The sequence below is a fragment of the Microlunatus sagamiharensis genome (assembly GCF_900105785.1).
Classification (GTDB): Bacteria; Actinomycetota; Actinomycetes; order Propionibacteriales; family Propionibacteriaceae; genus Microlunatus; species Microlunatus sagamiharensis.
In genome coordinates this window covers 3,418,671-3,432,348 of the sequence record NZ_LT629799.1, presented here as the reverse complement: position 1 = coordinate 3,432,348, position 13,678 = coordinate 3,418,671, and the positions used below count along the sequence as shown (strand labels likewise).

General features: G+C 74.3%; 13 protein-coding genes and 1 riboswitch. Of the genes, 7 read left to right on the top strand and 6 right to left on the bottom strand.

Going from position 1 to position 13,678, the window contains the following annotated elements; all coding sequences use genetic code 11:
• Window positions 1-154: 154 nt before the first annotated feature.
• The 3 genes from BLU42_RS15850 to BLU42_RS15840 are packed head-to-tail and all read left to right on the top strand — an operon-like array spanning window position 155 to window position 2,349.
• Window positions 155-1,063, top strand: a complete 909-nt coding sequence (locus tag BLU42_RS15850) for a DNA-3-methyladenine glycosylase family protein (protein ID WP_091076427.1) — start codon at window positions 155-157, stop codon at window positions 1,061-1,063.
• Window positions 1,060-1,521 (top strand): DUF6194 family protein, encoded by a 462-nt coding sequence (locus BLU42_RS15845; RefSeq protein ID WP_091076423.1) that lies wholly within the window; start codon window positions 1,060-1,062, stop codon window positions 1,519-1,521. Before BLU42_RS15850 ends, BLU42_RS15845 begins: the two co-directional genes overlap by 4 nt.
• Before the next feature lie 39 nt (window positions 1,522-1,560).
• On the top strand, window positions 1,561-2,349 hold the full coding sequence (locus tag BLU42_RS15840) for a DNA-formamidopyrimidine glycosylase family protein (protein ID WP_091076418.1): 789 nt from the start codon (window positions 1,561-1,563) through the stop codon (window positions 2,347-2,349).
• Window positions 2,350-2,526: 177 nt separating this feature from the next.
• Here BLU42_RS15840 and BLU42_RS15835 read toward each other — a convergent pair whose 3' ends face one another.
• On the bottom strand, window positions 2,527-2,856 hold the full coding sequence (locus BLU42_RS15835) for a DMT family transporter (protein WP_091076414.1): 330 nt from the start codon (window positions 2,854-2,856) through the stop codon (window positions 2,527-2,529).
• Window positions 2,857-2,866: 10 nt separating this feature from the next.
• Window positions 2,867-2,936, bottom strand: a riboswitch (guanidine-III (ykkC-III) riboswitch).
• A gap of 43 nt (window positions 2,937-2,979) precedes the next feature.
• A complete protein-coding gene (locus BLU42_RS15830) occupies window positions 2,980-4,884 on the bottom strand; it encodes a glycogen debranching N-terminal domain-containing protein (protein ID WP_091076411.1) in 1,905 nt (634 codons plus the stop codon).
• A gap of 91 nt (window positions 4,885-4,975) precedes the next feature.
• Here BLU42_RS15830 and argS point away from each other — a divergent pair, with 91 nt between their 5' ends.
• The 3 genes from argS (at window position 4,976) to BLU42_RS15815 (ending at window position 7,976) form a co-directional block, all read left to right on the top strand.
• A complete protein-coding gene (gene argS / locus BLU42_RS15825; RefSeq protein ID WP_091080734.1) occupies window positions 4,976-6,616 on the top strand; it encodes an arginine--tRNA ligase in 1,641 nt (546 codons plus the stop codon).
• A 6-nt stretch (window positions 6,617-6,622) separates the two neighbouring features.
• Entirely contained in the window at window positions 6,623-7,396 is a 774-nt protein-coding gene (locus tag BLU42_RS15820; protein WP_091076407.1) for a YaaA family protein, read from the top strand.
• A gap of 67 nt (window positions 7,397-7,463) precedes the next feature.
• A complete protein-coding gene (locus BLU42_RS15815; RefSeq protein WP_091076404.1) occupies window positions 7,464-7,976 on the top strand; it encodes a DinB family protein in 513 nt (170 codons plus the stop codon).
• 85 nt (window positions 7,977-8,061) lie between these two features.
• On the opposite strand, the gene ppgK is transcribed toward BLU42_RS15815, so the two are convergent.
• Both ppgK and BLU42_RS15805 read right to left on the bottom strand, forming a co-directional pair.
• Window positions 8,062-8,883, bottom strand: coding sequence for a polyphosphate--glucose phosphotransferase (ppgK, locus tag BLU42_RS15810; protein ID WP_091076400.1), 822 nt, complete (start codon window positions 8,881-8,883; stop codon window positions 8,062-8,064).
• A 43-nt stretch (window positions 8,884-8,926) separates the two neighbouring features.
• A complete protein-coding gene (locus tag BLU42_RS15805) occupies window positions 8,927-9,895 on the bottom strand; it encodes an SDR family NAD(P)-dependent oxidoreductase (protein WP_091076395.1) in 969 nt (322 codons plus the stop codon).
• 92 nt (window positions 9,896-9,987) lie between these two features.
• Here BLU42_RS15805 and BLU42_RS15800 point away from each other — a divergent pair, with 92 nt between their 5' ends.
• Window positions 9,988-10,563: a TetR family transcriptional regulator gene (locus BLU42_RS15800; RefSeq protein WP_091076391.1), complete on the top strand. Its 576-nt coding sequence runs from the start codon at window positions 9,988-9,990 to the stop codon at window positions 10,561-10,563.
• Window positions 10,564-10,721: 158 nt separating this feature from the next.
• On the opposite strand, the gene BLU42_RS15795 is transcribed toward BLU42_RS15800, so the two are convergent.
• Both BLU42_RS15795 and BLU42_RS15790 read right to left on the bottom strand, forming a co-directional pair.
• Window positions 10,722-13,142 (bottom strand): PH domain-containing protein, encoded by a 2,421-nt coding sequence (locus tag BLU42_RS15795; protein WP_091076387.1) that lies wholly within the window; start codon window positions 13,140-13,142, stop codon window positions 10,722-10,724.
• The gene (locus tag BLU42_RS15790) at window positions 13,139-13,630 is read right to left on the bottom strand and encodes a PH domain-containing protein (RefSeq protein ID WP_091076384.1); all 492 of its coding nucleotides are present in this window, start codon (window positions 13,628-13,630) and stop codon (window positions 13,139-13,141) included. The genes BLU42_RS15795 and BLU42_RS15790 overlap by 4 nt, the downstream gene beginning before the upstream one ends.
• Window positions 13,631-13,678 lie beyond the last annotated feature (48 nt).

Genomic DNA, 13,678 nt, shown 5'->3' with positions numbered 1-13,678 from the left:
GCCTGCGTCGTGGTCGTCGGCTCGGCCATCCGTCCAGGGTAGGGGCGGTGCGGCTCGGCTCGGCTCAGCTGTGCTCCGCGATGCCGCGCCCGCTGAGCACCGGTCCTCGGCGACCGCCGCAGGAACTGTCGGTGGCGGTCGGCATGATCCGGGCATGAGCACGTCGGTGGCAAGCAGCACCTCGGTGCGGCTCAACGGGCCCTACGACCTGGCCGAGGTCGCGACCATGGGGTTCGGGCACCGCGACGAGGCGTCCTTCGACGGGGTGATGCGGCTCGGCTTCTGCCTCGACACCGACCTCGAGCGCCAGGTCGGCGTCGAGGTCCGGCAGGCCGGAGGCCGCCTCGACCTCGTCGTGCGGCCGGCGGACGACCGGCCGCTGGGCCCCGCCGAGGTGGAGGCGGCGGCTCGCCAGGTCGCCCGCGTCGTGTCGGTGGACCACGACGGTGCGGCGTTCGACGCGCTCTGCCGGGCCGACCCGGTCCTCGCGCCCGTCCACGCGGCTGCGCCGGGCTTCCGCCCCGCCCTCTTCTACTCGCCGTACGAGGCGGCCGTCTGGTCGGTCGTCAGCGCCCGGCGACCGCGGGCCCAGGCGATCGGGCTCCGCCGCCGGCTGGCCCAGGAGCTCGGGTCGGCCGTCGAGCTCGCCGGGGAGGCGGTCGAGGTCATCCCGACGCCCAGCGCGCTGCTCCGGCTCGAGTCGCTGCCCGGGCTGCCCACCGACCGGGTGCCGCGGCTCCACGCCGTGGCCGAGGCGGCGCAGCGCGGCGAGCTCGACGTCGAGGTGCTGCGGGCGCTCCCGCCCGACGAGGCGCAGGCGCGCCTCCAGCGGCTTCCCGGGATCGGGCCCTTCTACAGCTCGCTCGTCGTCGTGCGGGCCTGCGGGCACGCCGACGTGATGGTGACGGGGGAGTCGCACGCCCGGGACCTCGTGCAGGAGCTGTACGGGTTCGACCACGCGCCGACCCCGGCCGAGATGGAGGCCGTCGGCGAGGGCTGGCGGCCGTACCGGACCTGGGTCGCGGTCATGCTCCGCGCGCTGTCGGGGCGGGTGCCCCGGTGACGCCCGACGACGTCCGTGCGTACGTCGAGGGGCTCGGCGGCGTCCTCACCCTCGCGCCCGGACCCGGCGACGGGACGCCGGAGGTGGCCTGGGGCGACCTGTTCTTCTACGAGGCGCCGGACGGGGTCGTGCCGCCCGGGCAGCCCTTCGCCACCGTGGTGACCAAGGACTACCCGGGGGAGCCGGCCTCGGGCCTCGACCGGCCCGGGGCGTTCCGGGTCGACGTCGGCGCCAGCGAGGAGGAGTTCGCCCGGTGGTCGGGTGCAGCGGCGGAGCTCCCGTCCACCGTGACCGACGTCGTGATGCCCCACCCGACGTACGCGGCGCAGGGCTGGCTCTGCGTGGTCGACCCGGGTGACGGTTCCGGCGACGCGCTGCGGGCGCTGCTGTCCGCCGCGCACGCCCGGGCCCGCGCCCGGCGGGAGCGGCGCGAGCGGGCCGAACCGTCGTCGGGCTGACGCCCCGAGGGAGTTGGCGTCGGGCGGGAGACTGGCGGGATGCCCGAGGGAGACACGGTCTGGCTGGCCTGCCGCCAGCTGAACGCCGCGCTGGCCGGTCGCGCGCTCACCCGCTGCGAGCTACGGGTGCCGCAGCTGGCCACCACCGACTTCACCGGAGTGGTGGTCAACGAGGTGGCCTCCCGCGGCAAGCACCAGCTGACGCGGTTCGCCAACGGCTGGACGCTGCACACCCACCTGCGGATGGACGGCGGCTGGCGGGTCTACCCGACCGGGCGGAGGTGGACCGGCGGGCCGGCCTGGCAGATCCGGGTGCTCATGGTCAACAGCGAGGCGGCGGCCGTCGGCTACCGCCTGCCCGTGACCGAGATGGTGCGCACCGAGGCGGAGGACACCGTCGTCGGCCACATCGGGCCCGACCTGCTCGGTGCCGACTGGGACGCCGACGAGGCCCTGCGCCGCATCCGGGCCGACCCCGACCGGACGATCGGCGAGGCCCTGCTCGACCAGCGCAACCTCGCCGGCATCGGCACGCTCTACCGCGCCGAGACGCTCTTCCTCCAGGGGCTGCACCCGCGCACGCCGGTCCGGGCCGTGCCCGACCTGGCTCGCGTCGTCGCCCGGGCCAAGATGCTGCTCGAGGCCAACAAGAACCACCACGACCAGTCCACGACCGGCGACCGCCGCCTCGGCTCGCACTGGGTCTTCGAGCGACCCGGGCAGGACTGCCGGCGCTGCGGGACGCGCATCGAGACCGAGGAGTTCGGCCCGGCCGGCGTCGAGCGGCGCAGCTACTGGTGCCCGCACTGCCAGCCGTTGCGGAGCTGAGTCTTCTGCCCTCGCTCCGCTCTGACACGGTTCGCGCGAGCCCACTCCGCGCCGTACCCCTCGGACCCCTTGCCGTCCCTCGCACCTCTTCCCGCTCCTCGCACCGGGTTTGCCCGGTGCGAGGAGCGACGAACGGTGCGAGGGCCTGCATGGGGTCCGAGCGGGGGGCGGCCCTGCTCAGTGCGCCAGCTTCAGGCCCACCACACCGCCGACGATCATGAGCAGGAAGACGATCTTGGCGATCGACACGGGCTCGGTGCCAGTGGCGACCGCGTAGAGGACGGTCAGCACCGCGCCGATGCCGACCCAGACCGCGTACGCGGTGCCGACGGGCAGGTCGCGCATCGCGAAGGCGAGGCCGCTCATGCTGGCGAGCAGGCCGACGACGAAGACGATGCTCGGCCCGAGACGGTGGAACCCCTCCGACTTGCCGAGCGCGGTCGCCCAGACGGCCTCGAGCACGCCGGACACGACGAGGACGACCCACGCGAGGGTGGACGGGGACATGACGAGCCTCCACGGGCCGTCTTGTCGTCTGCCGGGTACAGCACCCCTCGTCCGGGAGGCCGCGGTGACCGGGCCTCACCTCCAGGATCGCACGCCTCCTGCGGCCGGCCAAGCCCGTGAGGGTCAGCCCCCGAACACCCCGGCCCGCCGGGCGACGACGACCGCCGCGGCGGCGCTCCAGGCCTGCGGTCGGCAGGCCGCGGGGTAGGGGACCGGCGCGCCCTCGCCGCTCCAGAGCTCGGGCAGGCGCTGGTCGAAGGCCTCGGCGGCGGCGAGCAGGCCCTGCACGAGGGGTTCGGCGGCCTCGCCGAGCCCGGCGCGGACGAGCCCGTCGACCACGATCGCCGTGTCGTGCGGCCAGACCGACCCGCAGTGGTAGCTCAGCGGCGCGTACGGGACGTCGGTCGCGGCCATGGTCCGCAGCCCGAGCCCGGAGTCGAGCGCGGGCGACGTCACGTGGCGGGCGACGCGCCACTCCTCGTCGAGGTTCAGCAGGCCGGTGCCGACCAGGTGGCCGATGTTGCTGGTCAGCGCGTCGACGCGGCGGCCCTGCCCGTCGAGGGCGAGGGCGGGGTAGGCCTCGTCACCCTCACCGGTCGGGTCGCACCAGAACCGCGCCCGGAACCGTTCCGACAGATCCGCGGCCCACGTCCGCAGCGCCTCACCACCGGGCCGGTCGAACGCCTCGAGCAGCGCCGCGCCGGAGATCGCCGCCTCGTACGCGTACCCCTGCACCTCGCACAGCGCGATGGCACCCGCGGCCCAGGCCCCGTCGGAGAAGCGGACGGCGTCGTCGCTGTCCTTCCAGCCCTGGTTGGCCAGGCCCTGGCTGCCGGCGCTGACGTAGCGCAGGAACCCGTCCGCGCCGGGCGCACCGGTCTGCGCGGTCAACCAGCCGAGCGCGGCCTCGAGGCCGGGCAGCAGCCCGGCGACGTCGTCGTCGGGCAGGCCGGCGCGCCACGCGTCGTGGAGGAGGCAGATCCACAGCGGGGTCGCGTCGACGGTGCCGTAGTAGAGCGGCGGCAGCGTGAAGCCGCCGAGCTGGAGGTCGTCGCGGCGCAGCTCGTGGGGGATCTTGCCGGGCTGCTCGCCCGTCCGCGGGTCCTCGTCGCGGCCCTGCAGGCGGGCCAGGGCCCGCAGCGTCCCGCGGGCGATGTCGAGCCCGAGCGGCAGGGTGAGTCGGGCGGCCCAGAGGCTGTCGCGGCCGAAGAGCGTGAAGTACCAGGGCGCCCCCGCCGCGTAGAAGACGTCGCCGGGCTCGCCCGGCAGGGCCAGGCGGAGGCTCGCGAGGTCGGCGACGGAGCGGGCCAGCCACGGGGCGAGCCGGGGGTCCAGGTCGGCACCGGTGAGGGCCACCTCCTCGTACGCCTGCGGCGGCGCGGCGACGACGAACGGCTCGGGCTCGGCGAGCGCGGCCGACCAGCCCACCGTCGCCGCGCTGCGGGCGGGCAGGTCCACGTCCCAGCGCAGGAGGACGCGCGACCCGTCCCGGACGACCTCGGCGTCGGGCGCGGCCACGGTGACCTCGATGCCGTCGGCGCTCCAGGTGACCGCGCCGTCGGTCCACCCGACCTCGACCGGGACGACCGGACGGCTCTGCCGCACCGCCCCCATCGGCGTCCCCGACGGCTGCAGGGCCACCTCGACCCGGACGCGCAGGTCGACGTCGAGCGTCGAGGCGACGACGAGCTCCTCCTCCATGCGCCCCGGGACGACGCCGCGCGTGCGGTCGAGCCGGACGCGCGGGTCGCCCGTGTCGGCGTGCTCGGCGTCGAGCCGGCGCAGCAGGGACGTGAAGACCTCGCGCCCGTCGGGCCGCGAGCGGCGCGCGACCGGGACGCCGGGGTCGCCGTCGACGCTCGCCTCGATGCCGCTCAGCAGCACGACGTCGGCGTGGACCAGCCCGGCGACGTCGGCCGCCCCGTCGGCGCTCGGCACGACCTGTCCGTCGCGGCGCGACCAGGCCTGGGTGGGCGCGGCGACCTGGCCGACGAGGTCGTGCAGGAAGGGCTCGAGCGGCTGCGGCACGGGACCATGCTGCCGGGTGGGCTCTCCCGGCAGGAGGCCGGAGCAGGAACGTGGTCGGAGCCGTGCGCCCGGGGTGGAAGAATTGCCGATCGTGTCTTCCCTCCCCTCGCAGCTGGGTGCCCGTGTCCGGGCCGCCGCCGGTGTCGACCCGGAGCTGAGGGCGGCGACGCGACCCGAGTTCGGTCACTTCCAGTCGAACGTCGCGCTGCGCCTGGCCAAGACCGAGGGCAAGCCGCCGCGCCAGGTGGCGGCCGAGGTGCTCGAGCGCCTCGAGGTCGACGACCTCTGCGAGCCGGTCGAGATCGCCGGGCCCGGCTTCCTGAACTTCCGCCTCCGCTCGGAGGTCCTCGCCGCGTACGTCGGCGACCAGCTCGCCGACCCCCGGCTCGGGGTCGAGCAGACCGCGCAGCCGCAGCGCGTCGTGATCGACTACCCGTCGCCCAACGTGGCCAAGCAGATGCACGTCGGGCACCTGCGGACCTCGATCATCGGCGACTGCTTCAACCGCGTGCTGACCGCCGTCGGTCACGAGGTGCTGCCCCAGAACCACCTCGGCGACTGGGGCACGCAGTTCGGCCAGCTGGTCGAGCAGATCCTCGTCGAGCGGGTCGACGCCTCCACGCTGACGCTCGACGAGGTCGAGGCCCTCTACAAGCGCGCGGCGTCGCACTTCAAGGCCGACCCCGACTTCGCCGACCGCTCGCGGCTGCGGGTGGTCGCGCTGCAGTCCGGCGACGAGGAGACGCTGCGCATCTGGCGCGAGCTCGTCGACGTCTCGCTCGCCGGGCACAACGTCATGTACGCCCGGCTCGGGCTGCGCATCGACGACTCCCACCTGGCCGGCGAGTCGATCTACAACGCCGAGCTGGCCTCGGTCGCCGCCGAGCTCAAGGCCAGCGGGGTCGCGATCATGGACCAGGGCGCGCTCTGCGTCTTCGTGCCCGGCTTCAACGCGCCCATGATCATCCGCAAGCGCGACGGCGGCTTCGGCTACGACGCGACCGACCTCGCCGCCCTGCGGCACCGCGTCCGCGACCTGCACGCCGACCGGCTGGTCTACGTCGTCGACGTGCGCCAGGGCGACCACTTCGCGCAGGTCTTCGCCGTCAGCCGGATGGCCGGCTGGCTGCCCGACGGCGTCGAGGCGCAGCACGTCGGCTACGGCATGGTGCTCGGCTCGGACGGCAAGCCGTACAAGACGCGCGACGGCAAGGCCATGCACCTCTCGACCCTGCTCGACATGGCCGAGGAGATCGCGGCGCCGCCGATCGCGCTCGCGGCGATCAAGTACGCCGACCTGTCGAACGGGCTCAACAAGGACTACGTCTTCGACGTCGACCGCATGGTGCAGACGACCGGCAACACCGGGCCCTACCTGCAGTACGCCCACGCGCGCATGAGCCAGGTGCTCGCCCGGGCGGCGGCCGAGGGCGTGCTGCCCGCGCAGGCCGAGGTCAGCGTCCTCGACGCCCCCGAGGAGCAGGCGCTGGCGCTCGCGCTGTCCGGCTACGGCGAGGTCGTGGCCGACGTGGCCGCGACGCTGCAGCCGCACCGGCTCTGCACCTACCTCTACGACCTCGCCGGCACGCTGTCGGTCTTCTACGAGCGCTGCCCGGTGCTGCGCTCCGAGGGTGCCGTCCGCGACTCCCGCCTCACGCTGTGCCGTGCGGCGAAGAGCGTCCTCGCCGCCGGGCTCGACCTGCTCGGCATCGAGGCCCTCGACCGGATGTAGGGCGGCGTGCTGATCCTCCTGCCGCCCTCCGAGGGCAAGGCAGCGCCGGCCCGGCGCGGCCGCCCGGTCGACCTGGCCGCGCTGCCGTTCCCCGAGCTCACGCCGGTGCGCGAGGAGCTGCTCGACGCCCTCGCGGCGGTGAGCGCGGAGCCCGGTGCCGCCGGACGTCTCGGGCTGAGCCCCGGGCTCGCCGACGAGGTCGCCCGGAACGTCGCCCTGCGCACCACGCCCGCCCGCCGGGCGATCGAGGTCTACACCGGCGTCCTGTACGCCGCCCTCGACCACGCCTCGCTCGGCACCGGGGCGCTGCGCCGGGCCAACCGGACCATCCGCGTGCAGAGCGCGCTGTGGGGACCGGTCGCGCCCACCGACCCGATCGCGCCGTACCGGCTGCCGATGACGGCCACGCTCCCCGGCGTCGGCACGGTCGCGGCGCGGTGGCGCTCGGTCCTCGCCCCGGTCATGACCGGGCTGGCCGGCGACGGGGTCGTGGTCGACGGGCGCTCGTCCTCGTACGCCTCCGTCTGGCGCCCGACCGGGCCCGCCGCCGGCGCGTACGTCGCGGTGCGGGTCTTCACCGAGGTCGCCGGTCGTCGGACGGTCGTGTCGCACGCGGCCAAGCACACCCGTGGGCTCGTCGCCCGCTGGCTCTGCGAGGCCGACCGCCTCGCGCGCACCCCGCAGCACGTCGCGGCGGTCGTCGCCGAGCACCGGCCGTGCGCGCTCGTGCCGGACGGCCGGGGCGGCTGGTTCCTGGACGTCGAGGACCGCGAGCGCTAGCGAGTGGTCCTCAGCGGGGGTCGTCCCCCCACGGAGCCAGGGCGCGGGTGGTGGCAGGCTCGCGCCCGTGAGCGTCCCCTTCCCCTCCGCCACCGAGCCCGCCGGCTCGCGCACCGAGGTGTTCCTGCGCTACCTCGCCTACTTCCGCGACGGCGTCGGCCGACGGGTCGAGGCGATGAGCGAGGAGGAGGCCCGCCGCAGCCGGGTGCCCTCGGGCTGGACGCCGCTCGAGCTGGTGCGGCACCTCACGTTCATGGAGCGGCGCTGGTTCGTGTGGGGCTTCGAGGGCCAGGACGTGGTGGACCCGGACGGCGACGAGGTGGACGGCCGCTGGTTCGTCCCCACCGACCTGGGCGTGGCCGAGGTCCTCGCGGCCTGGCGCCAGCAGGCCGCGGTGACCGACGCCGTCCTGCGGCGCTACGACCTCGGCGAGGTCGGCCGCCCGAGCCCGCGCTGGGGCGGCGCCGAGCCAGCGACGCTCGAGCGCGTCGTGCTGCACGTCATGCAGGAGTACGCCCGCCACCTGGGGCACCTCGACATCGTCGCCGAGCTCGGCGGCGGGGTCACCGGCGAGGTCTGAGCCCACCCCCGGCACAGTCGCTGGTCAGGCCTCCGAACGCGAAGGAGTGGCGCGCAGACGGGGAGGTCCGCGAAGCGGGCGAGGCCTACTCGACCCGCTGCTCGGTCGTGGGGTGGCGGACGAGGCCCGGCTGGGTCTCCTTGTTGGCGGCGAGCCAGGCGGCGCCGACGATGCCGGCGGTGTTGCGCAGCTTGGCCGGGACCATCTCGGCGTTGATCTTGATCAGCGGCAGGAACTTGTCGGAGTCCTTGCTGACACCACCGCCCACGACGATCAGGTCGGGCCAGAGCAGCGCCTCGACGCGCTCGTAGTAGCGCTGGAGGCGCTTGGCCCACTTCTCGTACGTGAGCCCCTCCTTGTCCTTGACGCTGGAGGCGGCGCGCTTCTCGGCGTCGTGGCCGTCGATCTCCAGGTGGCCGAGCTCGGAGTTGGGCACGAGAATGCCGCGGTAGAGGATCGCGGTCCCGATGCCCGTGCCGAGGGTGGTGAGCAGCACCAGGCCCGGGTGGTTGGCGGCCGCGCCGTACTTGACCTCGGCGACGCCGGCCGCGTCCGCGTCGTTGACGAGCACGATGTCGCGGCCGAGGCGGTCCTCGAAGACCTTCTCCGCCTCGCAGTCGATCCAGGACTTGTCGATGTTCGCGGCCGAGCGGGTGATCCCGTGGGTCACGACCGCGGGGATCGTCACGCCGATCGGCCCGTCCGGGGCGATCTGGCCGGAGAAGTGGTCGACGATCTGCGCGACGACGTCGGCGACCTTCTCCGGGGTGGACTCGGCCGGGGTGTCGATCCGCAGCCGCTTGTCCGCGAACTCGCCCGTCGCCAGGTCGACGGGCGCGCCCTTGATGCCGCTGCCGCCGATGTCGATGCCCAGGACCGGGGAGGTGCTCGCCTGCTGCTCGCTCATGCTCCGCACCCTAGCGAGGACCTCCCCGTACGCCGAGGGGACCTCAGGCCGTGGTCGGCCCCAGGCCCAGCCGGACGAGCTCGGCGTCGACCAGCGCGGTCGAGACGTCCCAGAGCCGGGCCGCGGCCTCCGGGTCGAGCGCGTGCGGAAGGACGCCGTAGACGACGTCGTAGATCTCCTCGACCACGCGGGCCTCGCGGTTGTCCTCGAAGTAGCGCCCGCCGTAGCCCTCCAGCTCCGGGGCGGTGGCCAGCAGCACCGAGGTGGAGGCACCCTGCTCGGTCGTCTTCACCACGTCACCGGCCGTGCGCTTGAGGTCGGCGAGGACCTCGGGGTCCCAGTGCTTCTGCAGCCCGGTCCAGATGCCGCCGGGCATCAGCGCGTTGGTGGTGATGCCCTCCCCGCCCCAGCGGCGCTGGGCCTCGACCGCGAAGAGCACGTTGGCGGTCTTCGACTGCCCGTAGCCGAGGTTGGGCGTGTAGTCCCGGCGCAGGAAGAACGGGTCCTCGAAGTGGAACGGCGAGCTGGCGTGTCCGCTCGAGGCGACCGACACGACCCGGGCCGTCCCGGCGGCGACCAGGGCGTCGTGCAGGCCGGTGGCGAGGGCGAAGTGGCCGAGATGGTTCGTCGCGAGCTGCGATTCCCAGCCGGCTGCCGTGTACGCGAGCGGGGTGTCCATGATCCCGGCGTTGTTCACCAGGACGTGCAGCGGCCCCGACCAGGCCCCGACGAAGGCGTGCACCGAGGCCAGGTCGTCGAGGTGGAGCTCGGCGACGTGCACCGCGTGGCCCGTCGTCGCCTCCACGTCGGCCGCCACCTCGCGGCCCCTGGCCGTGTTCCGGACCGCGATCGTCACCTCGGCGCCGGCCCGGGCGAGCGAGCGGGCGGTCTCCACGCCGATGCCGCTCGCGGCCCCGGTGACGACGGCGCGCCGGCCGGTCAGGTCGATGCAGGCGAGCACGTCGTCGGCGGTGGAGGTCTTCGTGAGACCCCTGATGCTGTCCATCGTCATGTCGATCCTCTTCTGCTAACCAACTAGATGGTTAGGAGCGTAGACCGGCCGAGGAGGTGAATCAACTGACTGGTTGGAAGTAACCTCGGACCATGCCGCCCCGCGACGCCGACGCCACCCGGGCCCGGATCATGGCAGCCGCGACGGCGGAGTTCGCCGAGCACGGCCTCGCCGGCGGACGGGTGGACCGCATCGCCGCGGCGGCCCGGACGAACAAGGCGCAGCTCTACCACTACTTCGGCAACAAGGAGACCCTGTTCGACCTGGTCTTCGACCGCTACGTGCAGACCCACGTGACCAACGGCTGGTTCGACCCCGAGCGACTGCCGGAGTACGCGGCGGGCGTCTACGACTACTACGTGCAGGACCCCGTGCTGGTCCGGCTCGCGACCTGGGCCCGGCTGGAGCGCACGCCGACCGGCGACCTCTACGCCCGGGCCGGCGGCGTCGACGTGCAGGTGGTGGCCCGCATCGAGATGGCCCAGGCGCAGGGGGTGGTCGTCGACACGATCAACCCGCTGGACGTCTACAGCCTTGTCGTCGGCATGGCCAGCTCCTGGGCCCAGTCCTCGCTGACCTTCACCGCCACCGCCGACGACCCCGAGGCCGAGCACGCCCGCCGGCGGACCGCGCTGGCCGACGCCGTACGGGCGGCCTTCTGCCGCTGAACACTCTCTCCGCTGAGGTCCTGCCGCCGGGTGCCTGCCGCGGGGTGCGGACCAGTGGTCAGCTGTGGTCGGTCGACGGCCGTACGGACGACGACAAGTGACCAGTGGTCACCCGGGGGAGGGGCCGGCAGAGGGCGCCCGGAAAGGGACCGTCTCCCTCAGGCCCCGTCGAGCTGGCGGAGGCACCACGCGTACGTGCGGGGCTCGACGTCGGCGGTGTCGGAGAAGTAGAAGGCGAAGTAGCGCCGGTAGACCCCGATCCAGCGCGCGACCTCCGGGCCGTACCGCTGCACGGCCTGGCCGAGCAGCCACTCGCTGTCGGCGACGGCGCCCTCGTACGTCTCGAGCTCGAGGAAGGCGACGGCCCCGGTGAGGTCCATCAGCGGGTCGGCCTGGAGCGTGTGCGGGCTGAAGTCGCCCACGCCCGTGACCCGCGGTGCCTCGCCCGGCGACCCCGGCGAGGGCGGGGAGACGTAGACGTTCGGCGCGCAGAAGTCGCCGTGCACGAGCGTCGGGGTGACGGTCCGCCGCGCGAGGTCGCGGACCATGCGGTCCCACACCCCTGCGACGTCGGGGACGTCGCGGGTCAGGTGCGCGTGGCTGCGGGTGGTCGGCCCGGCGAGCATCGACTGGAGCAGCTCGACCAGCGACGGGTAGGTCTGCGGGGCACCCTCGCCGACCAGCCGGGCGAAGCCGGCGACCGGCAGCGGCAGCCCGGCCATGGCCTCGGCCGCGTCGAGCAGGCTCGACAGCGCCGCCCGGCGCCCGGCCAGGTCGGCCGTGGGCAGCCAGGCCGCCAGCGAACCTCCGCCGAAGCGGCGGTCGATCGTCCAGGTCCGCCCGTGGGAGGTGCCCGCGTCGAGGACGAGCGGCAGCTGCAGCGCGCGGTCGCCCGGCGCCCGGGTGCGCTCCCAGAAGCCGTAGAGCCCGCGGAGCTGGTCGACGACCGGGGAGAGCGGCTGGTCCTCGCCGTGGACGCCGCGGTAGAGCCGCAGCACCCGGTCGTCGTCGAGGGCGAAGACCTGGCTCTCGCCGCCCTCGCCGAGCAGCCGGTCGCGCCCGGTGCCGAGCTCGGCGAGCACGGCGTCGGCGCTCCGTCGCTCGTCCTCGGACTCGGGCCGGACCTCGGCCGCGGGGTCGGCCGTGACCCGGGCCGCGGCTCGCGCGGCGCGCGCACGGTCGAGCTGGGTCCAGGCGAGCTTGCGTGCGGTCGCCTCGTCGAGCTGGCGGGCGACGGAGTGCACCGGGCCCTTGGGGGTGTCGACGTGGACGTCGGCCAGCCGGAGCCGGCGCTGCAGGGGTCCCTGCTCGATGCGGACGGACTGGGTCTTGGCGTGGGGCACCACGTGGCGCTCGTGGACGAGCCAGCCGTGCTCGGTGACGATCGCGCGCTCGTCCCAGCCGTAGCGCAGGGTCCACCAGTCGAACCAGCGGAACCACCGGGCCCGCCGCGGGACGCCGTGCGTGGCGATCTGCTCGACGGCGAAGCCGGGCAGCACGCGGCTCATCGCGACCCGGACCTGCGCCGGGGTCGCGACCGGGAGCAGGACGCTGGTCGCCTCCCCGCCGTTGTTCTCGCTGTCGCGGCTGCCGTAGCCGACGATGTCGACGTCGACGCGCCACCAGCCGAAGGGCTTCCAGAGCACCGGCTGGCAGAGCCGTACGCCCTGGATCCGGTCGACCGGCACGGACTGGCTGGTGAGGTTCGTCAGGCCGCGGGTGACCCGCAGGCCGCGCGAGGACTCGGCCAGCGTGAAGTGGAACATGGCGATCACCCGCCGGCTGACCAGCGAGAAGACGCCGAGGACCATCGGGACGATGCCGCCGAGGGCCACGACGCCGATGCCGGTGGTCGCCGCCACGACGGCGAAGCCGACCGTGACGAGCAGCGGGACCAGGAACTCGGTCGAGGTGAGGAAGCTGCCGACCAGCGCCTGCGGCGTCACCGTCACCAGCGTGCGGTCGGCCACGCCCGCGTCGAAGAGCACGTCGGGGGCGAGGGTGTCGTCGGAGTCGGCCAGGCGGGCCGTGGAGCCGTGCGCCCGGGCGAGCAGGTAGTCGCGCAGCCGCGCGGCCTTGGTCCGCGACAGGTAGCGCAGCCGCAGCCCGCTGTCGCCGGCCCCGGCCTCGATGCGCAGCTCGCCGAGCCCGAAGAGGCGGGCGGCGAACGGCTGGATGATGTCGACCGACTGGATCCGCTCGAAGGCGACCTTGCGCGAGGTCTTGAACAGCACACCGGTCTCGATGCGCAGCTCCTCGTCGTCGATGACGAAGCGGGTGAAGCGCCAGGAGACGAAGCCGGCGGCCGCGGCCAGGAGGCAGATCACCAGGACGCCGACGAGGATCCAGACCAGGCCCAGCGACGCGAGCCCCTCGCGCTCGTCGGGGTCCACCAACCGCGGCCCGAAGCCCACCACGACGGCGACCAGCACGAGCCACCCGCGGATGAACGGGGTCAAGGGGTGCGGCCGCTCCGTCTGCTTGACCACCGGGGCGTCGGGCACCACCGGGGCGGCGTCCTCGGGTGCTCGGTCGTCCCCTCCGGGCACCGCGGTGGTGGGGACGGGCGGCTGGCTCACAGCCCGGAGGCCTGGGCCTCGCCCAGCTCGGTCAGGCGGTCCCGCAGCCGCGCGGCCTCCTCGGGGTCCAGCCCCGGGATGCTCGCGTCGGTCTCGGCGCTGGCCGTCTTGAGCGTGACCGTGGCCAGCCGGAAGGACCGCTCGAGCGGGCCCGAGGCGACCTCGACGAGCTGCATGCGCCCGTACGGGACGGCGACCAGCGAGCGGAACAGCACCCCGCTGGTGATGTAGAGGTCGTCGTCGCGCTCGACGTAGCCCCAGGCGCGGTAGGTGCGCCCGATCAGGACCCAGCGGACCACGACGATCACCGCGGCGAGGCCCCAGAAGATGGCCGCCAGCCACCACAGGTCGAGCGCGAGCCCGGCGATCAGCGCCGGGATGCTCAGCAGCACCGGGGCGAAGATCAGGGTGGTGAGCCGGCGCAGCGAGACGTAGCGCGGCGAGAGCCGCTGCCAGGCGTACGCAGGAGGGGCGAACAGGTCGTCCATGGTCCCCTCAGCGTACGCATCGGGGGTCGGCGGAGGTGCCGTCACCGG